Raw genomic sequence first — 20,699 nt, forward strand, 5'->3', positions numbered from 1 at the left:
CACCCGCATAGCGGGTGGTTTTTTGTTTCGCGCGTTTCACGCACTCAACTGGCTAAAGCCTAAATAAAAAACCGGGGAACACAGCCCCGGTTTACTTAAGCACATGTAACAACATGTGCTTTTTCTGTCTATGGATTACTCTTCAACAATCAGCTTGGACTTCATTGTCGCGTGTCCTTGCCCGCAAGGAATGTTACAGATAATGTCATAAGTTCCGGCTTTGTCTGCCTTGAAATAATCGGTGGTATTACTGTTGTCCAGCTTGATTTTCGCACCCTTGATTTCAATTCCGTGTATACCTTCTTGATTATCGAGGACAATTTTGAGGGTATCGCCTTTTTTCACTTTATACTCGGATTGATCAAATTGGAAATTGGTTGCGACTAATTTAAGCTCGGTAGCATTCGCTTTATCCTCTTCGCTAATTTTGCTTCCGCCCCCGTCTCCTCCTCCGCAAGCGGCAAGAACGGAAATCATGACTGCGGCCATCAGTAACCCCATTATTTTTTTCATCGGGTTTCCCTCCCATAAATGTTTCTGTTACAACACTAATCATACCTCCGGGAGGAAAATTTTTCAGTGACAAATCGGTGAAGCCTTTGTGACAAAACTGGCACAAACACCAAGTGATCCGCGGGAGAGAACCCTCGGACCACTTGTGAAGTACTTGCTATAAGGTCAGGAGCGCGCCCGGCCTCCCCTGTCGAATGGAGTGGCAATCGGAATAAACAGATCGATAATTCCGATAACCAAAGCAGCAAGAATGGCGCCAAGAATAGTTACGGATACGCCCCCGACCACAAATTGAGCCAGCCAAATAATCAATGCACTGACAAGAAATCCGACAATTCCCCGCCCGAATGGGGTAATTCGTTTGCCGAAAATTCCTTCGATAATCCAGCCGGCAAGTGCAATGACCAAGGCCAGGAAAAAAGCGCTCCAAAAGCCGCCAACCGCAAAATTGGGAACGATCCATCCGACAACCATCAATACGAGTGCCGAGACGACAAAACGGATCAAATGGGCAAAAAAGCTTCTCATAAGCTTAACCTCCTTTATTCAACATATGGTTCCTCAAGAGCTGGGATGTAGGCAGGAAATGTCGAATTCACTAATTAGTGTTCCGCTTTTTTGATAAACTATCATAGGGATTGCCTCCCTAATACCGGAAAGATTATGTATAAACGTTTTGCTTAATGGCTAATCGTTTTTGGATTCGCTATAATAAAGGATAATAATCGGGGAAGAGGGTTTCACGATTGAATGATAAAGTTCTTCAAACACTTGAATATTATAAAATCATCGGCCGCCTGGTCGGATTTGCTTCCACCTCGCTGGGTAAGAGAAGGGCCGAGGAGCTTCGGCCGAGCGGAACTCTGGGCGAAGTGAAAACCAGGCTTCAGGCCACCGACGAAGCCGTGAAGGTGGAGAGGTTGAAGGGTCCCGCTCCATTCGGCGGGATCCGCGATGTGAAAGAGGCGGTGAAACGGGCGGTTATCGGAGGCGTGCTGAACCCGGCCGAGCTGCTGGACACCGCCAATACATTAAGCGGAGGACGAAGGCTTCAGCGTTTCATTCTGGCGGTTCATGAGGATGAGCCGGTCCCGCTGCTTGCTGCCGCCGCAGATAGATTTATCGAGAATCGGGCGCTGGAGCAAAGCATAATGTCCTGCATCAACGAGCATTCCGAAGTGATGGATTCCGCCAGTCCGGAGCTGTACCGCATCCGGCAGGAGCTGCGAACGGGGGAAGCGCGAGTCAGGGAACGGCTGGAGCAAATCATTCGCACTCCATCCACCCAGAAGATGCTGCAGGACCCTATCATCACCATTCGCAATGATCGTTATGTCATTCCGGTCAAGCAGGAATACCGCAACCATTTTGGCGGGATGATTCATGATCAGTCGGCCTCGGGAGCAACCTTGTTCATCGAACCGGAATCGATTGTCCAGATGAACAACCGGCTAACCGAGCTGAAGCTGAAGGAAGAACGCGAGATCGAAATCATTCTGCGCAGACTTTCTGCCGAGGTGGCCGAATTTGCGGATGAGCTGCTGGACAATCTCGAGGCTCTGGCCGAGCTTGACTTTATCTTTGCCAAGGCAGGTCTTGCCAGGGAGATGAAGGCTTCGCTGCCTCTGATGAATGATAGGGGCTTCCTCAAGCTGAAGAAGGGAAGACATCCCTTGATTGACAGGGATGCGGTTGTGCCTCTCGATGTGGAGCTCGGCAATCATTATACTTCCGTTATCATTACGGGTCCGAACACCGGAGGGAAGACTGTCACGCTGAAAACCATCGGCCTATTAAGTCTTATGGCCATGTCAGGATTGTTCGTTCCGGCGGAGGACAGCAGCCAGCTATGTGTCTTCGATGCCATCTATGCGGATATTGGCGATGAGCAAAGTATTGAGCAGAGCTTAAGTACGTTCTCCAGCCATATGACGAATATCATCAGCATACTGCGGGATATGACTCCCAAGAGTCTGGTGCTGCTCGATGAGGTCGGGGCGGGAACCGATCCTGCGGAAGGTTCGGCACTGGCCATAGCCATTCTGGAGCACATTCATGCGATGGGCTGCCGGATGGTGGCGACGACCCACTACAGCGAGCTGAAGGCTTATGCTTACGAGCGTAAAGGAATTATTAATGCCAGCATGGAATTCGACATTCAGACGCTTAGTCCGACTTACCGGCTGCTCGTTGGAGTCCCGGGACGAAGCAATGCCTTCGCCATTGCGTCGAGGCTGGGTTTGAGCAAGGCAATTATCGATCACGCGCGTGCTCAGGTCAACGAAGAGGATCAGCGGGTCGAATCGATGATCGCGACACTGGAGGAGAACCGGCTGACGGCGGAAGCCGAAAGAAGAAGCGCAGAGCAGCTTCACGAGGAAGTGTCTGCCCTCCGCAAGGAGCTTGAGGAGCAGCGCAGCCGCTTCGAGGAGCAGAGAGCCCGCCTGCTGGCCAGAGCGGAACAGGAGGCGGCCGAGGCCGTTCACAAGGCCCGGAAGGAAGCCGAGGAAATTATAGCCGACCTGCGCAGGATGGCTATGGAGGAACGGTCTGCGGTCAAGGAACATAAGTTAATTGAAGCGAAGAAGCGGCTGGAGGAAGCCGCCCCCCGATTGAATGAGAAAGGGCATCGAATCGTTGCTTCAAAGGGGACATCCTCCAGGCCGATAGAGGCCGGGGACGAGGTTCTCGTCCACAGCTTCGGCCAGAAGGGGCACGTTGTCGAGCTGAACGGAGACAGCGAAGTGACCGTCCAGTTGGGCATCATGAAAATGAAAGTGGCCAGATCGGACGTCGAGCTGGTTTCCTCTTCAGCAACGAAAAAGCCTCAGCAGACAGTGGTAACGGGAGTTAAACGGACCCGTGATGATAATGCCCGGATCGAGCTGGATCTGCGCGGTAACAATATCGAGGATTCGATTATTGAAGTGGACCGCTTCCTGGATGAATCTTATCTCGCCAATTTCACCCAAGTTTACCTTATCCATGGCAAAGGAACCGGTGCATTGCGAGCCGGAATTCAGGAATTTCTGCGAAAGCACCGGCTGGTCAAAAGCTACCGCCTTGGAAACTACGGGGAAGGCGGAAGCGGGGTAACTGTGGTGGAATTGAAATAATATAAGCTAAAAATTTTTCGCCGAATTTGAAACTATCGATTTCTTTACACGTATGAAGTAGTAATGAAACGATAAACTAAAAACTTTTTAATAATAAGGGGAGGAACTAAACATGGGAATTTTCAAGCGTCTCCGTGATCTGACTGTCGCATCTATTAATGATTTGCTTGACCGTGCGGAAGATCCTGTCAAGATGTTAAACCAATTTTTGCGGGATATGGAACAGGATATCATTGAAGCCGAAGCTGCCGTCGCCAAGCAAATTGCCGTAGAGAAGAAGTTCAAGATGCAGTACGAAGAGGCCGAAGAACTGGTCAGCAAGCGGGAAGCCCAAGCCTTGAAGGCATTGGAGCAAGGAAATGAAGATCTGGCCCGCCGGGCATTGCAGGATAAGAAAGATCATCAAACCCGTTTCGAGGAAATGCAAAAGCAGTATACGATTGCTAAAGAAAATGCGGACCGTCTGCGTGCTCAGTTGAATGAAATGAAGAACGAGTACGGCAAAATGAAAAACAAGCGCGATCTGTTGATCGCCCGCGCGGAAGCTGCGAAGGCACAGAAATCGATCAACCGTGCCATGTCCGGATTTAATTCCGACAGTGCTTCCAAAGGATTCGACCGCATGTCGGAAAAAGTGCTGCAAATGGAAGCGGAAGCTCAAGCAAGCCAATCGCTGCGCGATTCCAGCCGTTCTCTGGATGATGAACTGTCCAAGCTGGGCAGCAACGAGATTGAGGATGAGCTTGCCGCTCTGAAGGCTAAATTACAGGACAAGAAAGCGGAATAAAACGATCATCCCCCGGAAACGGCCGCCCGAATGGTATGGACTTGAAATTCTGGCGGCTGATGCCATCTGGTGATGCAGGGCACGCTCGGGAGGAATACTCCGGCACCTTGGCCATAGATTCTGGCCGCAGCCGGCTAAAGGGTGTAAAATAGAGCTAAGCCACCAGGCTGTAAGCAAGCCGGTCAGTAAGAGTGCTGCAAATACCGTCTTTGGGATAGGGTAGGGACATCATTGTTGGAAGGACTGGGGATTTAAGATCTCCAGTCTTTTCTACCGTTATTCATGAAGACTTGATGCCTGTAAGGGAGGATATTATGAACAAAGAGGTGGATCGACTGTTGGCTAACCCTTATTTGGAAACGCTCGCTTTTTATTCCGTTACGGTCCTGGCCCTTGTTGTCTTTCTGGCGCTCTGGAATCTGGTGACGAAATATAATGTATGGGAAGAAGTTAAGAAAGGAAATCTGGCAGTTGCCCTGGCCACGGGCGGCAAAATTTTCGGGATATGTAATATTTTCCGGTTCTCCATGCTGAATAACGATACTTTGTTCGAGACGATTGTCTGGTCGTGCTATGGCTTTGTCTTACTGCTTGCGGCATACTTTATCTTCGAACTGCTGACTCCCCGATTCAAAATCGACGAACAGGTGAAGCAGGATAACCGGGCGATCGGCTTTATTTCGTTCGTGATCTCGGTTTCCATATCCTACGTGGTCGGAGCCAGTGTAACCTAATTGATGCATAACTTAAGCGTGGGCAACCAATATGACATTGACATTACATCGATAAAGGAGAAGCAGCATATGAAGTATTTATGGGGCACTCTTTTTGCTCTGGCATTGGTTTTTTTGGCGGCGGGGATTTATTATTTTATTAAATACGGTTAATCTACGAGGAGAAGTCATAACTAATCTATAGGAAAGAACGGAGGACTCGCTGCTTTGGATACTAACCATCAGCCTACGATCTGTCCATGGTGCCAGTCGGAAATTGTATGGGATCCGGAAATCGGCCCGGAAGACGAATGCCCCTATTGCTTTAATGAATTGAAGGACTACCGCAGCATAACCTTAACTCTGGGGGACGATGAGGATGAAGCCGGGGAAGAGGAGGCCGCCGGTCCCGCTGACGAGGAAGCTCCGGTTTGGGAAGACTGGGAGGAAGACACGGCAAGGGATCTCTATGCCGAGAATGTGGAAAGCTGCATTGACCGTCAGGAAGAGGCTCCGGAATGCTCCCATTGCCGGGAATTGATGCTTTATTCGGGAGTCTATACCGTGACCGGGCCGCAATTCACCCCTGCCCTTCCGGCCGGCTGGACTAGCGGCTTTCTGTCCGCGCCCTTTCAGATGAATATCTATCTGTGTCCCTCCTGCTTCAAAACGGAAATGTTCCTGTCGGAGTCGGACCGATTGTCGGTGATTAAGGCCTTCCGGGAGAAGGAAAGCGATTGACACTCTCGCATATCGCTGCTTGAACCCTGGCTGCATACGTGGAAAAGGAATGGGTAGTTGAGTTGGGAAGCCACGAGAAAAGCTGCAAGCATAAATTCCTGGTTCCCGTTATTCATTCGTCGTTGAAAGCAACCTCCGGAAGCTTGAATGGGATATTTGATGTTGTACCCACCTTTGCTTGACGCGCAAAGGTGGTTTTTTTTGTTTGTTAGAGCCTGATCGAAGGGACTGTATGCCATTTTTCCCCAATCCGTATAAAGACACTCATCTTTCCCGTCCCATTTGGGAATGTTAAGGAAAGTCGATTCAACGCCATTTTACCAGGGACAGGTGAATTCATGCATAATCGAGTAAAACCAGGGGCTGTCGGCCACGATGGCATGGAGTTCAAGGAAGAGTGCTTTGAACAGGATAAACAGGAGACAAGACCCCGGCTATCGGCCCAGTGTAAGCTGCTTTTGTTGGTCAATGGATTGTTTGCTACAGCCAATGCATTATCCGGAACATTCGTTAACGTCTACTTATGGAAAGTGAAGAACGATTACACAATGATTGCTACATTTGCCATAGCTCAGCAGGTAACCACGGCTCTGTTATTCTGGCTGGCGGGTAAGTGGATCAAGGAATATAACAAAATGAACGCGCTCAGGGCGGGAGTAGCCATATCCGCCATTTTTTATTCCGCGGTGCTGTGGGCCGGTGTCAAGGCGGTGGATTACGTGATTTGGCTGGGGGCCATTCAAGGCATTTCCGCGGGATTATTCTGGTCGGCCTTTAACGTTATTTATTTCGAAGTGACCGACCCTGACAACCGTGACCGGTTTAACGGGTGGGCCGGGCTGCTCGGATCGGCGGCCGGAATGATCGCCCCCTGGGTATCGGGTTTCCTGATTACTAGAATGCAGGACACGGCAGGTTATCGGGTCATTTTCACCATTTCGCTCATTATATTTGTAGTCGCGACGATTTTCAGTTTTTTCCTGAAGAAACGGAAGCCTCTCGGGAAATATCTGTGGTTCTACGGCCTGCATCAGCTTAGAAAACAAAATCACCCCTGGCGCAAAATAGGCTTGGCCATGACGGCCCAAGGAGTCAGGGAAGGGGTCTTCAGCTTCATTATCGGTTTGCTGGTTTATATTTACACGAAGAATGAGATGAAGCTGGGCAATTTCTCATTAATTACGTCTGCCGTCGGATTATTCGGTTTTATGGCGGCAGGCAGGCTGCTAAAGCCTCAATACCGCAGATGGGGGATGTTTGCCGGAGTTGTTATGATGATTGCGGTCATTTTGCCGTTTTTCTGGCAGGTCAGCTACTTCACTCTGCTTCTGTTTGGAATAGGGACGGCTTTGTTCATTCCGCTGTACTCGATCCCGACCACCTCCGTTGTCTTTGACATTATAGGTCAAAATCAGGAAAGCGCAGAACGCAGAGTCGAGTATATTGTGCTGCGTGAGCTGGCTCTCTGTCTGGGCAGAATATTGGGGGCGCTGGTTTTTATCGCGGTTGTCTCCAGAACGACGGCCCCGCTTGCGATGAACCTGCTGCTGCTCGGAATCGGCAGTTCTCCGTTGATCGTATGGATACTGCTTCGCAGCTGGCTGGGGGTCGTCAAGCCTAAGGAAAATAATGCCTAGCCGAAGATTTTGGCCATTTTCGCAGACTGAAGCTTTAGGGGCTCTTCCCTTTAGCTTGACCCCTAAAAATAAAGCCGATAAAATTAATGGGCATACAATGAATTTGGAGGTAATAAGTTTTAGCCTGCGGGGACTATTTCTTGACCTTATTTTCAAAAGGGAGCGGATACTATGGCTGTTAAAATGGCGGGATCGATTACGGAGCTGATCGGAAATACTCCGGCTGTGCGATTAAATCGGCTGGCTTCGGAGCAGGACGCCGAGGTATATGTGAAGCTGGAATCCTATAACCCGAGCGGAAGTGTGAAGGACCGGGCCGCTTATAATTTGATTCTTCAGGCGGAGAAGCAAGGAAAGCTTGCACCGGGGGCCACGATTATTGAGCCGACGAGCGGCAACACGGGAATCGGACTCGCTATGAATGCCGCAGCCAAGGGCTATCGGGCAATACTGGTGATGCCGGATAATATGACGAAGGAAAGAATCAATTTGCTTAAAGCCTATGGAGCAGAGGTTGTCCTGACCCCGGCTGCGGAAAGAATGCCCGGTGCGATCCGCAAGGCCATGGAGCTGAAGGAGCAGATTCCCGGCAGCTTCATTCCCCAGCAATTTGAAAATCCGGCCAATCCGGATATTCATAGAACAACGACGGCGCTCGAGATTATCGAGCAGACGGAGGGCAGGCTGGATGTCTTCGTTGCCACAGCCGGAACCGGAGGGACTATAACCGGAACAGGGGAAGTGCTGAAGGAGCATATTCCGGGTATACGGATTGTCGTAGTCGAGCCTAAAGGCTCCCCGGTTCTGTCAGGCGGCCAGCCCGGACCTCACAAGCTGGTTGGAACCAGTCCAGGCTTCATCCCTCCGATTCTCAACACCGGAATTTACGATGAGATCGTGCAGGTGGAGGATGAGAATGCACTGGGCACGGCCAGATTGCTGGCCTCCAGGGAAGGGATTCTGGTCGGACCGTCAGCGGGAGCCTCCGTATGGGCGGCCTTGCAGTTGGCAAGAAGAATGGGCCAAGGCAAGAGGGTGCTGTGCATTGCTCCGGATACCGGGGAACGCTACTTGAGCATGGATGTCTTTTAAAATGGCCTCGGGATTTGATCCTGGGTTTTTTGGCACATAGTAATCTTTAAATTCTTTACAGTGTTAATAGGGTGCAGAACATATATTTCATCGGTAAACACGCCCGTCCTAAGAACGGCGATAGCCGCTTATCCTTGGAAAAAACCGTGCCTATTCTAAAGCGATTATGCAGGTCTTTTTAGAGAAAAGTCGTCACATACCTGATTCTAGAGCAATAATGCACGTCTTTGGAGCGATTTTTGCGAAATGGCCCCATTTTGTGAAAAAGACCTGCACATTTGAGCGTCTTTCGCCTTCTTTTCGGAAAAGGGTACGATTTTAATGTATTTTTGCTCGTCTTTGCGTTATCTTTACCGATCCGGATGCGATGCTGGCTTTCCCTCAGGGCGTAATGTATAATCCCTTTTCGAAACAAATTCAGGGAGAGAGACCGCCTAAGAGGAAGGTTTTAGACGCTGACCCTGTATGTCAGGATTGCCGGCGGAAAGGCGCAGTAAACGAAGTCGTACAGCGGTCAAAATTTTCATCCCCGATGGTGACTGACAGGACATGCAGGTTTGTGTTATTTTGCTTTGCACGTTCTGCTCGTTCGTTGTATAGTGGAACTATCATTTTTTACTGGAGGGGGCCCGCGAATGAACAAACTGAAACTGCAAATTCTGGAATTGCTCAAGGAAGATTCCAGAATAGGCGCCGATTTGATTGCGACCATGCTGGGGGCGAAGCAAGCGGAGGTGGAAGCCGCCATCGCCGAGCTGGAAGAGGAGAAGGTCATTGTCAAATACGCGACAGTGGTGAACTGGAGCAAGGTCAACGATGATAAAGTGACGGCCCTGATTGAAGTGCAGATTACTCCGGAACGGGGGCACGGCTTCGACGCAATCGCCGAAAGAATTTACTTGTATCCCGAAGTGAAGTCCGTATACTTGATGTCGGGAGCCTATGACCTGCTGGTTGAGGTGGAGGGAAGAACGCTTAAGGAGGTCGCCTCTTTCGTCTCCAACAAGCTTTCGCCGATCGACCGGATTTTATCGACGAAAACTCATTTTATTCTGAAAAAATATAAACAGGACGGTATTATTTTCGAAGACAATGACGAAGATCACCGTCTCCTGATTTCGCCATAAAGGAAGTATCCGTTATGACCAAGCAAAAGGAAATGCATCAATACTTGTCACCGCTTGTCCGGGATATCCCGCCTTCGGGCATCCGGAAATTTTTCGACCTTGTCAGCGCGAGCAAAGACATAATTTCACTTGGGGTTGGGGAGCCCGATTTCATCACTCCCTGGCACGTCCGCGAAGCAAGCTTTTATTCCCTGGAAAGGGGCAAGACGCAGTATACTCCGAATGCCGGACTATATGAGCTCCGCGAAGAGATAGCCAATTATTTGCATACCGGATTTCAGCTGACGTATGAACCGAAGGACGAAATCATTGTTACGGTCGGGGGCAGTGAGGCGATCGATCTCGCTCTGCGGGCGCTTATTACGCCGGGCGACGAAATATTGATCCCCGAACCCTGCTATGTGTCCTATTCGCCCATCGCTTCGATCGGGGGAGGAATTCCGGTCGGTATAGAGACATTCGCCAAGGATCAATTCAAGTTGACGCCGGAATCGCTGAAGGCGAAGATCACTCCCCGTTCCAAGGTGCTTGTGCTCTGTTACCCGAGCAATCCGACGGGAGGAATCATGACCCGGGAAGATTGGCTGCCGATTGCCAAGCTGGTAGAAGAGAACGATCTGATCGTAATTTCCGACGAAATTTATGCGGAATTAACCTATGGTCAGAAGCATGTCAGCTTCGCATCGCTGCCGGGCATGAAGGATCGTACCATCCTCGTCAGCGGATTTTCCAAGGCGTTCGCCATGACCGGCTGGAGAATGGGATACGCTTGCGGTCATCGGGATCTGATTCAGGCGATGCTGAAAATTCATCAATATACCGTCATGTGTGCTCCCGTCATGGGCCAAGTGGCCGCAATAGAGGCGCTTAGATACGGTTTGGAAGAGAAGGACCGGATGGTCGAATCCTATAATCAGAGACGCAGGCTGGTAGTACGGGGCTTCCGGGAAATCGGTCTGGATTGTCACGAGCCGCAAGGGGCCTTCTACGCCTTCCCCTCGATCCAATCGACAGGACTGAGCTCGGAGGAATTTGCCGAGAGGCTCCTGCGGGAAGCAAGGGTGGCTGCTGTGCCGGGCAATGTTTTCGGATTGGGAGGCGAAGGGTTCATTCGCTGCTCTTACGCCACGTCAGTAAGCCAATTGAATGAAGCGTTGGATCGGATAGGCAAGTTTTACGAGAAGCTGCAGAAGTAATAATTTTCCATGGGCCAGATTTCTTTTTGCGCCTAAATATGGTATTGTTTAAAGTAGAAGAAAAGCGTTATTCTTTCTCTTCATGCTACCAAAGGGGGAATGATTATGACTGCTGCTTACCTGAATTCGGCTCCGTATCACAACCTTTTGCTTCGGGAGAAGGATTCGCATTTAAGATGGGTGACCGAACCCGCCAAGCCATCTAACGCTCTGCTTGTTCTGGAAGAAGAGATTCGGGTTTTGCGCATGCAGATGGAGCAGATGTACATGGAAGAACCTTGTTTCAACAATTCCTCCATATTGGAGATTAGCAGACTGCTGGATAAGAAAATAAACTTATATCTGGAAATGATAAGAGCCGAGGGCTGATAAGCCCGGCTCTTTTTTTCCTGCTTAAAGGACAGAAAGCGCCCCCCTAGAGAGAGTATAATCTCGCTAAAACGATTTCTTCGGAACAGACTCTGTGCTATCATAGTTTTGATGCGACTTTAGTGGGGGGAGAAACGTTGAAAGCGAAGCTGGGAATAGCATGGAAGCTAATCGCGGTGCTAGTTTTGGTAGTGGTGCTGAGCGCCTGTGGAAGAGAGAGAGCGGATGTCACCATCTTCATTCTGCCGCCGGGGGGAATGGACTCTTCTGTAGCGGAAACATTGGAGAATTTCGTTCAGGACAAAGTAGGGGAAACCATGTCCGTGGATTTATTCTCCAGTCCGATCTTCGACCTTAACAAGCTGATGGTCGAAATCGCCGCCGGGGATAACGACATTATGGTCCTTCCGGAAGAGCAATTCAAGGTGTTTGCCGAACAGGGAGGCCTGCCGGGTATGGACGATCTGTTCCGTCCGGAGGATTATCCGGAAGGGGTGCTTGAAGCGCCGAATGACGAGGGCAAGCTTGAGAAAAAGCTGTACGGAGTACCGGTGAGCAAAACGGAATGGCTGCAATCCGTCGGCTACAAAGGGGCGGAAATGTATGCCTTTATCCACCCTCGGGCCAAGGATAAGGACAAGGCGGCGGAAGTGTTGAAGAAAATAATGGAATCCTAGCATAGTACGCAATTGTTTTTGAGCTGATAGATTCTGCGAAGTCATGCAGTATCGCATGTATCGTTGTAATCCGTTAACGGTAGATAATAATAGACTTGTAACTTGGGGGCGCTTCCCCTATAATCTTCTAAGAGAATATAGCTTGAATAATTGAATGGACATGTAATGCCTGCAGGTCCCGCGAACGCCATCCGCGTCCGGGTTAAAAGGGAAGCCGGTGCAAATCCGGCACGGTCCCGCCACTGTAAAATGGGAGAGTCTCATTAGGCCACTGTTGAATCCAACGGGAAGGCGAGATTTACCAACCCCATAAGTCAGGAGACCTGCCTGCAAGGTGAAGCTGAAGAAATCCTTCGAGGAAAAGGAAACCGGCTGATCAGGATGATGGGGTTCATTTGTTATCCCCTTGGATCGCTGCGCCATTATGCCCTCTATCGAACGGATGGAGGGCTTTTTTCATTTAAAGCGCGGCCAGAAAAAAGCAAGTCCCTGATCATCAAATTTTACTGCATATAGCGGTTAGACCTTTAAAAGGATTGTCATAGAAGATTTCGTGAGTCATTTCACGATGTTCTTCTTAGGGCTGCATCATAGGTTCCGGGCGAACGGCCCGGGGGCACAGGGAAGTCATTCATCGTTTCAGGCTCTTTCTCAAAAAAAAGAATAGGCGCTGTAGACAAAAGGAGAGGAAGAATAATGAGTCAAGGACGGACCGCAAAGCAGATGATGCGGACAATGACAGCTCTGCTTCTGATGGCCATGCTGGCTGTCGGGCTGCTGGGCTGCGGAGACAAGCAGCAGGACCCGAAGGGCATAAGCGATCCGGCTAAAGTGCAGGACGAGAAGGGCAAGGAAAATCAGGCGGATGGTGATAAGAAGCCCGATTCGGGGGATAAGTCTGACGATGGGAAAGCGAAGGCCGGACAAACCGAATATCCGCTGAAAGTTACGGATGCTTCGGGGACGGAGCTGACATTCGATAAAGCTCCTGAACGGATTGCTTCTCTGGCCCCGAGCGAGACGGAAACCTTGTTTGCGATAGGAGCGGGGGATCAGGTTGTCGGCGTGGATCAATGGAGCAACTACCCTGAGGAAGCGGCGGCGAAGCCGAAGATCGGTTCTTTGGAGACTAATCTGGAGGCTCTTCTGGCCACGGAACCGGACTTGGTGGTCGCTGCAAGCAGCAACAAAAAGGTCATTGATAAAATTCGCGAAATGAATGTTCCGGTCTATTTCTCCGCACCTAAAACTTTGGATGAAGTGATCGAAAAAATCGAGACGATGGGCCTCATCATGAACAAGCAGGAAGAGGCCAAGAAGGTGGCCGAGCAGATGAAGGCCGACCGGCAGAAAGTCGTAGACGCCGTCAAGGATGCACCGGCCAAGAAGGTCTACATGGAGTTCTCCCCGGGCTGGACCGTGGGGGAAGGGGAGTTTATGGATGAGCTGGTCAAGCTTGCCGGCGGAACGAATATAGCCGCAGGGGAGAAAGGCTGGTTCCCGATCGATCCGGAGAAGATCATTCAGGCTAATCCGGAAGTCATTCTGTATGCCGAAGGCGGAGGAATGGAATCGATTCTCGAAGAAATCAAGAAGCGTCCGGGCTGGGATCAGATCGATGCGGTCAAGAACGGAGCTCTATATCCGATTGATAAAGATATTATCAGCCGGGTAGGTCCGCGTTTGACGGAAGCGCTGCTTGAAGCGGCCAAGGCGATTCATCCGGATCTGGTGAAATAAGATGAAAGCGAAGCTGTTTGCTTATGGAGGAGGAGCCCTTATGCTCCTCCTGCTTTCCGTTACACTGAGCTTATCCTTCGGCTCGGCCCAAGTGCCGATAGGCGATGTGTGGAGGATTCTGTTCCATGCCATCCCGGGCATAGGAGATTCGATCCAGCCCGACTGGTCACCGTCCGATGAATCGATCATTCTGAAGGTCCGATTATCGAGAGTTGTGCTTGCCATCCTGGTAGGAGCATCGCTTGCCATAGCGGGGGCGGGCTTTCAAGCCGTACTGCGGAATCCGTTGGCTGATCCCTATACGCTTGGAGTCGCTTCAGGCGCCTCGGTGGGGGCGGCTTTCATCATTCTGTTCGGGCTGCAGACCTTTATCGGCCAATGGTCCATTCCGGTCGTTGCCTTTACTACCGGGATGACGACCCTGTTCATCGTTTACAAGCTGGCCAGCACCCAGGGGAAATCCCAGCTGGAAACCCTTATTTTATCCGGGGTGGTCGTGCAGGCTTTTCTCGGGGCATTCGTATCCTTCATGGTTTCGCTGTCCGGAGAGGTCGTGAACGAAATCCTATACTGGTTAATGGGCAGCCTCTCGATGCGGAACTGGGATTATTCCCTGCTGCTGCTGCCTTATTTGGGAGTCGTTGTGGTCATTCTGATCGGCTTCAGCCGGTCGCTGAATCTGCTGGCCCTGGGCGAACGTCAGGCAGCACACCTGGGAGTGCACGTGGAAAGGACCAAGCTGATCGTGCTGGTAGTCTCCACCTTGGTAACGGCAGCGGCGGTATCCGTATCGGGAGTCATCGGCTTCGTCGGACTGGTCGTGCCTCATCTGGTCCGTTTGATCGTAGGGCCCGATTACCGGATCATCATTCCCATCTCGACCATTGTCGGCGGTATTTATGTGCTGTGGGCCGATACGATAGCTAGAATCGCCCTGAGTCCGAGGGAGATCCCGCTCGGTGTAGTAACCGCCATTATCGGGGCGCCATTCTTTGCTTATCTGCTGAACAAGCATAAACATAAGAGCCGGGGGTGAATCCGATGATTGAAGTGAACGGTGTGAATAAAGCATATGGGAAAAAACAGGTGCTGCAGGATATCGGATTTCACGTTGCCCAGGGGGAGTTCTTCGGCATCATCGGGCCGAACGGCAGCGGCAAATCCACTCTGCTTAAGCTGATTTCCGCTCTGGAACCGGCGGATACGGGAGCCATCAAGCTGGACGGCCGCGATGCGCGTAGCTACTCACGCAAGGAGCTGGCCCGCTGGATGGCCGTACTGCAGCAGGACGCTCTACCACCCATCGGCTTTAAGGTGCGAGAAGTGATCGAAATGGGGCGGTATCCTTTTCAAAACTGGCTCGGCGATGAGAAAGACGACAGCGGGGCGGTCATTGCTAAAATTATGGAACGGCTGAACTTGAATGCTCTTGCCGAGAGGTCGCTGGAGCTGTTAAGCGGAGGAGAACGGCAGCGGGTTGCCTTGGGCAAAACGATGGCGCAGCAGCCACGGCTGCTGCTGCTGGACGAGCCCACCACCTTCCTTGATATCGGCTATCAGGTGCAGATGATGGATTATGTGAAAAGATGGCAGACCGAGGAACGACTGACGGTGGTCGCTGTTCTTCATGATTTGAACCTCGCCGCCCAATATTGCGACCGGATGCTGGTTCTGCATGAAGGCCGAATGGTCCGCATCGGGGCCCCTCATGAAATGATGACGGGCGAGCTCATCCATGAAGTTTATGGAACGATGCCTACGGTCATAAGTCATCCCCGGAGCGGCATCCCGCAAATTTTGCTCAACCCGCACAATCCCGCGGAGGAGTATTGATTATTAATTCAAATGGAACAGGGAGCGTATTCCAAGGTGGAGCAAACCTGGTGCACCCTGTATAATACAAACCATAATGCAAAAGTATGGATGGGATATAAGGAAGCCAGGCAACGAGCCGAGCTTTATAGAAATCCCGGACCTCCGGGAGAATAGCGTTTCGGTTGTCCGATGTCAAACTTGGCGATTGGACACGAAGGGTTCATTCAATCACCGCATGGATAGGGGAGGAAAAGCATGGACATCATCCGACAATACATAGAACAAATCCGGCCGTTGGACGAGCAGGCGATGGAGGCTGCACAGCGAAGATTGGATTCGCTGACCAAGCCGCCGGGGAGCCTCGGCAAGCTGGAAGCCGTTGCCAGGCAGGTAGCTGGAATGACGGGCAGCTACGAGACCGGCAAGGCTGGCGAAGGAATTCTCGGCAAGAAGGCGGTGATCGTCATGGCCGGGGATCACGGAGTATGTGAAGAAGGGATCAGCGCGTTCCCGCAGGAAGTGACGCCCCAGATGGTGCAGAACTTCCTGAACGGCGGTGCAGCTGTCAATGTGCTGGCGAGACATGCCGGGGCGGAAGTGATCTGCGTCGATATGGGCGTCTGCGCCGATATGGACCATCCGGGCCTGGTCAACCGCAAGATTCGCAAGGGAACGAGCAATATGGCGAAAGGGCCGGCCATGTCGAAGCAGGAGGCGGCGCAGGCGGTGCAGGCAGGCTTCGAGCTGGTAGGCGGGCTGGCCGATCAAGGCTTCCGTTTGTTCGCAACGGGGGAGATGGGGATCGGCAATACGACGGCCAGCTCGGCGCTGCTGTCGGTGCTCGCCGGAATCGGCCCCGATCAGGCGGCCGGCCGCGGCACCGGCATCGATGACGCCACTTGGCAGCACAAGCAGGATGTCATCCGCCGGGTGATCGAAGCGAATCGGCCCGATCCGCACGATCCGCTGGATGTGCTGGCCAAGCTGGGCGGCTTCGAGATTGCCGGCCTGGTCGGCGTCATCCTGGGGGCCGCCGCGCGCCGCTGCCCGATCGTGATCGACGGCTTCATCTCTTCCGCCGCCGCCCTGGTCGCTGCGCGGATAGCTCCATTATCCGTCGGGTATATGCTCGCGTCTCATCTGTCGCGGGAGCAGGGGCACGGCAAGCTGCTGGAAGCGATCGGCCTCGCGCCGATGATTCATATGGATATGAGGCTCGGGGAAGGGACAGGCGCGGTGCTCTGTTTCCACCTGGTAGAGGCCGCAATGAAAATCATCAATGAGATGGCGACCTTTGAAAGTGCGGGAGTATCCAAGGGCTGACCGCAAGCTGCGGCTAAAGGGTCCGCTAAAGGGTCGAATGCTGTAATGGCGGCAGAATGTCACGATTAACGGAGTCGACATTACAGGCTTGGTGGTATGTCACGACTAACCATTATTAATGGCATGGACGCAAGAATACGGTGGAGCGGAGGGACGGGAATGATCGTGTTGATAACGGGAGGAGCCCGCAGCGGCAAGAGTAAATTTGCGGAGCAGTATGCCGCCCGACTGGGGACAAACGGCATCTACGTGGCGACCGCGCAAATTTACGATGATGAAATGGCGGACCGCGTTCGCCGGCATCGCAGCCGGCGGGATGAGGCAGGGTTTTCGTGGGTGACGGTGGAGGAGCCGTACCATTTGGCCGATATGCTGGCGAAAGACCTTGCGCGGGAACAGGCATGGACAGCCTCGAACTCCTCGGAGGGAAGGCAGGACGATGGCGTTGTCCATGAAGATGCGCCCTTACGAGGGCGGGGGGGCCAGCCGGCTCCTTCCGGAGATGCGATATCGTTACACCGCTCCCAGCCGGAAGGGAGCCCGTATGGGATTCCTGCCTCCGCTGAAAATTGTTCCGGTTCCCGGACGCAAGTCGTCTTGATAGACTGCTTGACCCTGTGGCTGTCCAACTGGCTCCTCCGCTTCGAAGGAGAAGCGGATGCCGCTGAACGGGTCGAGCGGAAGATCGACGAGCTGGCGGAGGCATTGAACGGTTATCCGGGAACCGTGCTGCTCGTATCGAACGAGGTCGGAAGCGGCATCGTTCCCGAATATCCGTTGGGAAGACTGTACCGTGACTTGGCCGGCAGGATGAATCAAAGGATCGCTTCCGTCAGCCGGCAGGTCTTCCTGGTGACGGCAGGAATTGCCGTCGAATTGAAAAGCATCGCTTTCCGCTTGGATTAGCGTTGGGCTTAAGGTGGGATGAGCTCTGCTGTTATTTAGCTTGCAGGAAATATTGTGGATGCTGGCTGCGGCCATACTGCTGGACCGTTGGATCGGAGATCCCCGATGGCCCACTCACCCGGTCATTCGGATAGGCCGGTTTATCAAGCGGCTCGAGGCCGTCCTGCAGCGGGAAGGGGCTTCGCCTTCACTCCCGGCCGCGGCGCTTCGCTTCCGGGGCGCCGTGCTGGCGGCGACAACGGTCACTGCATCTTTTGCCGTGCTGTGGGGGATCGTGGCGGCGGCTTCCGCCATTCATCCTTGGCTGGGCTACGCGGTCAATACATGGTTCATTTCGACCACGATTGCAATTAAAGGGCTTAAAGATGCCGCTCTGCTCGTCTATAAGCCGTTGTCTTCCGGAAATCTCGGGGAGGCGCGTACCTACGTCGGTTATATCGTAGGAAGGGATACGGACCATCTCGATGAACGGGAAATCGCGAGAGCCGCGGTTGAGACGGTTGCCGAGAATACAGTGGATGCGGTCGTATCTCCGTTGTTCTTCGCTTTGCTTGGAGGAGCGCCGTTGGCCATGGCCTATCGGGCAGCCAATACGCTGGATTCGATGGTAGGCTACAAGAATGAGCGCTACCTTCATTTCGGCTGGTTCTCTGCCCGTCTGGACGATGTGCTTAATTGGATTCCCGCCCGTGTGACCGGCTTGCTGCTCGTTATAGCTGCTTGGGTCACCCGCGGCATGTCGGCTCGTCGGGCATGGATGAGCATTATCCGCTTTGCCCGGCTTCATCCGAGCCCGAACAGCGGCATTCCGGAGGCGGCTGCGGCAGGAGCGATGGGAGTCCGGCTCGGCGGCCGCAACCGGTACGGCAGCGTAATCAGCGAGCGGGCGGGGATGGGCTGGCCGATACAGCCTTTGAACCGGGAGCACATTATGGGGACGGTCCTGCTGTTATACCGGACGGCGGATTTAATCTTGGGGGGAGTGGTGTGTCTGTGGATAGCGGTAATCATCGGCTAGTCGCGATTCTGCATAGCTGTGCGGCTGCTTTTCAACTGCTGACCCGGTTTCCTTGCCCGGTTGCAGTTCGCTATACCGGGGAGGTATTCCGGAGAAGCGTTCTATTCTACCCCGTAGCGGGCTTGGCCATCGGCCTCGTTCTCGCTGCTGCCGGCACATTGGCTCACGCTTGGCTGCCCGCATTTCCGGCATCCGCCGTGCTGCTGGCACTTTGGGTATTCTTGACGGGGGCGCTTCATCTGGACGGATGGATGGATACCGCCGACGGTATTCTAAGCCATCGGCCCCGGGAGCAAATGCTGGAAATTATGAAAGACAGCCGGGTCGGAGCTATGGGAGTAATAGCCGGCGTTCTTTATCTTCTGCTCAAGCTGTCCTTCCTGTATACTCTGTTGGACATGCACTGGACATGGGGGGCCGCCTTCATCATCTGCATACCGATCTGGAGCCGCGCCTTTATGGTCGCGGCCATTGTCGGCTGGCCTTATGCGCGCAGAGACAGCGGGATGGGTTCCGTATATCGTGAGGTCGGGAGCAAGCATGTCTGGTTCGTCGCCCTGCTGTCGCTTCTTCTTACAGGCGCGGTGTTTCTGCTGTTCGGCTGGGGTTGGCCTCGTATACTGGGCGGCACCGCTTTGCTGCTTGCCGTTACCGGAGTGACGGGCTGGGCCTCAGCCTCCTACCTGAACTCGAAGCTCGGCGGGTTAACCGGCGATACTTACGGTGCCGTCAACGAAGGCTGTGAGCTTTTTCAGCTTGCCGCCGTCGTCCTTATGCTGGGAACGTTATAAATGATCTTGGAATGCAAGGAGACTGAAGAATGATGCTTGAAAAATACGGTCATGGCGGAGATCTACTGACCGCGCAACAATCTTTCGGCTTGCCGGGCGATCAATTTATTGATTTCAGCTCGAACATGAATCCGTTCGGTCCGCCGGCGGCCGTTGAGCGGCTCGTTGCCGAGTACGCGAAGGAGTTGATCCGGTATCCCGATCCGGGAGTAAGGAAGCTTCGAGCCAAGCTGGCTTCCGTCTATCGGATACCGGAAGAGAGCATCCTCGTCGGCAACGGCGCCGCGGAATGCATCGATTTGGCCGTGCGGGTGCTTAGGCCGCAGATGACCGGATTGGCCCGGCCCTGCTTCTCGGAATACGAGGAGGCCATAGAGAAAACAGGGGGGAGGGTATATGACCTGCCTCTTGATCCGGAGAATGGCTTCGAGCTGCGGAAGCAGGATTTGCTGAATGCTGTTGATTGCTGCGACACGCTGTTTCTCGGTCATCCGAACAACCCGACCGGACGATTGTTAAGCAAAGAGACGCTTGCCATTCTCTCCGATTGCGGACGGAACGTTATATTGGACGAGGCGTTCGTGGACTTTGTCCCCGCAGAGGAAGAGGTCAGCCTGATTGCCCGGGCGCCGGAGGCCGAGTCGCTCATCGTTATCCGTTCGATGACGAAGTTTTATGCCGTTCCGGGGATACGGCTTGGCTTTGCCGTCGCACATCCCCGGATCGTTGAGGCGATGAGCCGTTTGCAAATTCCGTGGTCGGTCAACTCCCTGGCTCAACGGATCGGGGAGGCCGTTCTGGACGACCTGGAGTATGCGGCCGGGACCAAGGCTTGGCTGCAGGACGAACGGGCGTGGCTGTCGTCCGAGCTGACGAGGCTCGGCATGACTGTTTATTCGAGTGATACCAATTTTGTGCTGTTCTCCATTCCGGATCGGTTCGGCCAGAACGTCAAGCAATTGCAGGCAAGTATGGGGGCGCAAGGAATATTGATCCGCGATGCCTCCCTGTTTCCCGGGTTGAACGAGAAATACTGCCGGATTGCTGTCCGGTTAAGGGAAGATAACGAAGCGTTGATTGCCGGACTGAATAACGCATTAAACGGTCATTCCCGGAACAGGTAGTTTAAGGAAGGAAA

The 20,699-nt window shown here is 52.8% G+C and carries 20 protein-coding genes and 1 riboswitch; of the genes, 18 read left to right on the forward strand and 2 right to left on the reverse strand.

The window, feature by feature from the left end; genetic code table 11:
- Positions 1 to 135 precede the first annotated feature (135 nt).
- The gene (locus ACFQ03_RS24770; RefSeq protein WP_379291678.1) at positions 136 to 513 is read right to left on the reverse strand and encodes a cytochrome C oxidase subunit II; all 378 of its coding nucleotides are present in this window, start codon (positions 511 to 513) and stop codon (positions 136 to 138) included.
- A gap of 165 nt (positions 514 to 678) precedes the next feature.
- The gene (locus ACFQ03_RS24775) at positions 679 to 1,041 is read right to left on the reverse strand and encodes a phage holin family protein (protein WP_144939961.1); all 363 of its coding nucleotides are present in this window, start codon (positions 1,039 to 1,041) and stop codon (positions 679 to 681) included.
- Between the two features lie 218 nt (positions 1,042 to 1,259).
- On the opposite strand from ACFQ03_RS24775, the gene ACFQ03_RS24780 reads away from it, so the two are divergent.
- From ACFQ03_RS24780 to cobD, 18 genes are all read left to right on the forward strand, one after another.
- Positions 1,260 to 3,629, forward strand: coding sequence for an endonuclease MutS2 (locus ACFQ03_RS24780; RefSeq protein WP_379291681.1), 2,370 nt, complete (start codon positions 1,260 to 1,262; stop codon positions 3,627 to 3,629).
- 112 nt (positions 3,630 to 3,741) lie between these two features.
- Positions 3,742 to 4,416, forward strand: a complete 675-nt coding sequence (locus ACFQ03_RS24785) for a PspA/IM30 family protein (protein ID WP_144939965.1) — start codon at positions 3,742 to 3,744, stop codon at positions 4,414 to 4,416.
- A 314-nt stretch (positions 4,417 to 4,730) separates the two neighbouring features.
- Positions 4,731 to 5,150 (forward strand): DUF350 domain-containing protein, encoded by a 420-nt coding sequence (locus ACFQ03_RS24790; protein WP_379291683.1) that lies wholly within the window; start codon positions 4,731 to 4,733, stop codon positions 5,148 to 5,150.
- A gap of 207 nt (positions 5,151 to 5,357) precedes the next feature.
- The gene (locus tag ACFQ03_RS24795; RefSeq protein WP_144939969.1) at positions 5,358 to 5,870 is read left to right on the forward strand and encodes a hypothetical protein; all 513 of its coding nucleotides are present in this window, start codon (positions 5,358 to 5,360) and stop codon (positions 5,868 to 5,870) included.
- Between the two features lie 338 nt (positions 5,871 to 6,208).
- Positions 6,209 to 7,507 carry an MFS transporter gene (locus ACFQ03_RS24800; protein ID WP_144939971.1) on the forward strand — a complete coding sequence of 433 codons (1,299 nt, stop codon included), beginning with the start codon at positions 6,209 to 6,211 and terminating at the stop codon, positions 7,505 to 7,507.
- A 171-nt stretch (positions 7,508 to 7,678) separates the two neighbouring features.
- The gene (gene cysK / locus ACFQ03_RS24805) at positions 7,679 to 8,599 is read left to right on the forward strand and encodes a cysteine synthase A (protein ID WP_379291686.1); all 921 of its coding nucleotides are present in this window, start codon (positions 7,679 to 7,681) and stop codon (positions 8,597 to 8,599) included.
- Positions 8,600 to 9,234: 635 nt separating this feature from the next.
- Positions 9,235 to 9,726: an Lrp/AsnC family transcriptional regulator gene (locus ACFQ03_RS24810; RefSeq protein WP_144939975.1), complete on the forward strand. Its 492-nt coding sequence runs from the start codon at positions 9,235 to 9,237 to the stop codon at positions 9,724 to 9,726.
- Between the two features lie 14 nt (positions 9,727 to 9,740).
- Positions 9,741 to 10,922, forward strand: a complete 1,182-nt coding sequence (locus tag ACFQ03_RS24815) for an aminotransferase class I/II-fold pyridoxal phosphate-dependent enzyme (protein WP_379291688.1) — start codon at positions 9,741 to 9,743, stop codon at positions 10,920 to 10,922.
- A 105-nt stretch (positions 10,923 to 11,027) separates the two neighbouring features.
- Positions 11,028 to 11,291, forward strand: coding sequence for an aspartyl-phosphate phosphatase Spo0E family protein (locus ACFQ03_RS24820; protein ID WP_144939979.1), 264 nt, complete (start codon positions 11,028 to 11,030; stop codon positions 11,289 to 11,291).
- A 137-nt stretch (positions 11,292 to 11,428) separates the two neighbouring features.
- Complete coding sequence (locus ACFQ03_RS24825) at positions 11,429 to 11,968, forward strand: hypothetical protein (protein WP_144939981.1); 540 nt, start codon at positions 11,429 to 11,431, stop codon at positions 11,966 to 11,968.
- Between the two features lie 157 nt (positions 11,969 to 12,125).
- A riboswitch (cobalamin riboswitch) is annotated at positions 12,126 to 12,313 on the forward strand.
- Between the two features lie 351 nt (positions 12,314 to 12,664).
- Entirely contained in the window at positions 12,665 to 13,708 is a 1,044-nt protein-coding gene (locus tag ACFQ03_RS24830) for an ABC transporter substrate-binding protein (RefSeq protein WP_379291691.1), read from the forward strand.
- 1 nt (position 13,709) lies between these two features.
- On the forward strand, positions 13,710 to 14,744 hold the full coding sequence (locus tag ACFQ03_RS24835; protein WP_144939983.1) for a FecCD family ABC transporter permease: 1,035 nt from the start codon (positions 13,710 to 13,712) through the stop codon (positions 14,742 to 14,744).
- A 5-nt stretch (positions 14,745 to 14,749) separates the two neighbouring features.
- Positions 14,750 to 15,541 carry an ABC transporter ATP-binding protein gene (locus ACFQ03_RS24840; protein WP_186328443.1) on the forward strand — a complete coding sequence of 264 codons (792 nt, stop codon included), beginning with the start codon at positions 14,750 to 14,752 and terminating at the stop codon, positions 15,539 to 15,541.
- Between the two features lie 237 nt (positions 15,542 to 15,778).
- On the forward strand, positions 15,779 to 16,846 hold the full coding sequence (cobT, locus tag ACFQ03_RS24845) for a nicotinate-nucleotide--dimethylbenzimidazole phosphoribosyltransferase (RefSeq protein ID WP_379291693.1): 1,068 nt from the start codon (positions 15,779 to 15,781) through the stop codon (positions 16,844 to 16,846).
- A gap of 159 nt (positions 16,847 to 17,005) precedes the next feature.
- Entirely contained in the window at positions 17,006 to 17,752 is a 747-nt protein-coding gene (locus ACFQ03_RS24850) for a bifunctional adenosylcobinamide kinase/adenosylcobinamide-phosphate guanylyltransferase (protein ID WP_379291695.1), read from the forward strand.
- 25 nt (positions 17,753 to 17,777) lie between these two features.
- Positions 17,778 to 18,770: an adenosylcobinamide-phosphate synthase CbiB gene (gene cbiB, locus ACFQ03_RS24855; protein ID WP_379291745.1), complete on the forward strand. Its 993-nt coding sequence runs from the start codon at positions 17,778 to 17,780 to the stop codon at positions 18,768 to 18,770.
- Positions 18,746 to 19,561: an adenosylcobinamide-GDP ribazoletransferase gene (gene cobS, locus ACFQ03_RS24860; RefSeq protein WP_379291698.1), complete on the forward strand. Its 816-nt coding sequence runs from the start codon at positions 18,746 to 18,748 to the stop codon at positions 19,559 to 19,561. The genes cbiB and cobS overlap by 25 nt, the downstream gene beginning before the upstream one ends.
- Before the next feature lie 29 nt (positions 19,562 to 19,590).
- Positions 19,591 to 20,685: a threonine-phosphate decarboxylase CobD gene (gene cobD, locus ACFQ03_RS24865; RefSeq protein WP_313960605.1), complete on the forward strand. Its 1,095-nt coding sequence runs from the start codon at positions 19,591 to 19,593 to the stop codon at positions 20,683 to 20,685.
- Positions 20,686 to 20,699: the final 14 nt, after the last annotated feature.

This window comes from Paenibacillus residui, from assembly GCF_042677205.1.
Lineage (GTDB): Bacteria > Bacillota > Bacilli > Paenibacillales > NBRC-103111 > Paenibacillus_L > Paenibacillus_L residui.

What these genes read in the sequence shown, in the direction of transcription:
- ACFQ03_RS24790 (WP_379291683.1), top strand. Translation starts at nt 4,731, where the DNA reads ATGAACAAAGAGGTGGATCGACTGTTGGCTAACCCTTATTTGGAAACG.
- ACFQ03_RS24785 (WP_144939965.1), top strand. Translation starts at nt 3,742, where the DNA reads ATGGGAATTTTCAAGCGTCTCCGTGATCTGACTGTCGCATCTATTAAT.
- ACFQ03_RS24775 (WP_144939961.1), bottom strand. Translation starts at nt 1,041, where the DNA reads ATGAGAAGCTTTTTTGCCCATTTGATCCGTTTTGTCGTCTCGGCACTC.
- ACFQ03_RS24840 (WP_186328443.1), top strand. Translation starts at nt 14,750, where the DNA reads ATGATTGAAGTGAACGGTGTGAATAAAGCATATGGGAAAAAACAGGTG.
- ACFQ03_RS24850 (WP_379291695.1), top strand. Translation starts at nt 17,006, where the DNA reads ATGATCGTGTTGATAACGGGAGGAGCCCGCAGCGGCAAGAGTAAATTT.
- ACFQ03_RS24800 (WP_144939971.1), top strand. Translation starts at nt 6,209, where the DNA reads ATGCATAATCGAGTAAAACCAGGGGCTGTCGGCCACGATGGCATGGAG.
- ACFQ03_RS24815 (WP_379291688.1), top strand. Translation starts at nt 9,741, where the DNA reads ATGACCAAGCAAAAGGAAATGCATCAATACTTGTCACCGCTTGTCCGG.
- ACFQ03_RS24810 (WP_144939975.1), top strand. Translation starts at nt 9,235, where the DNA reads ATGAACAAACTGAAACTGCAAATTCTGGAATTGCTCAAGGAAGATTCC.
- cysK (WP_379291686.1), top strand. Translation starts at nt 7,679, where the DNA reads ATGGCTGTTAAAATGGCGGGATCGATTACGGAGCTGATCGGAAATACT.
- cobD (WP_313960605.1), top strand. Translation starts at nt 19,591, where the DNA reads ATGATGCTTGAAAAATACGGTCATGGCGGAGATCTACTGACCGCGCAA.
- cobT (WP_379291693.1), top strand. Translation starts at nt 15,779, where the DNA reads ATGGACATCATCCGACAATACATAGAACAAATCCGGCCGTTGGACGAG.
- ACFQ03_RS24835 (WP_144939983.1), top strand. Translation starts at nt 13,710, where the DNA reads ATGAAAGCGAAGCTGTTTGCTTATGGAGGAGGAGCCCTTATGCTCCTC.
- ACFQ03_RS24820 (WP_144939979.1), top strand. Translation starts at nt 11,028, where the DNA reads ATGACTGCTGCTTACCTGAATTCGGCTCCGTATCACAACCTTTTGCTT.
- ACFQ03_RS24830 (WP_379291691.1), top strand. Translation starts at nt 12,665, where the DNA reads ATGAGTCAAGGACGGACCGCAAAGCAGATGATGCGGACAATGACAGCT.
- ACFQ03_RS24770 (WP_379291678.1), bottom strand. Translation starts at nt 513, where the DNA reads ATGAAAAAAATAATGGGGTTACTGATGGCCGCAGTCATGATTTCCGTT.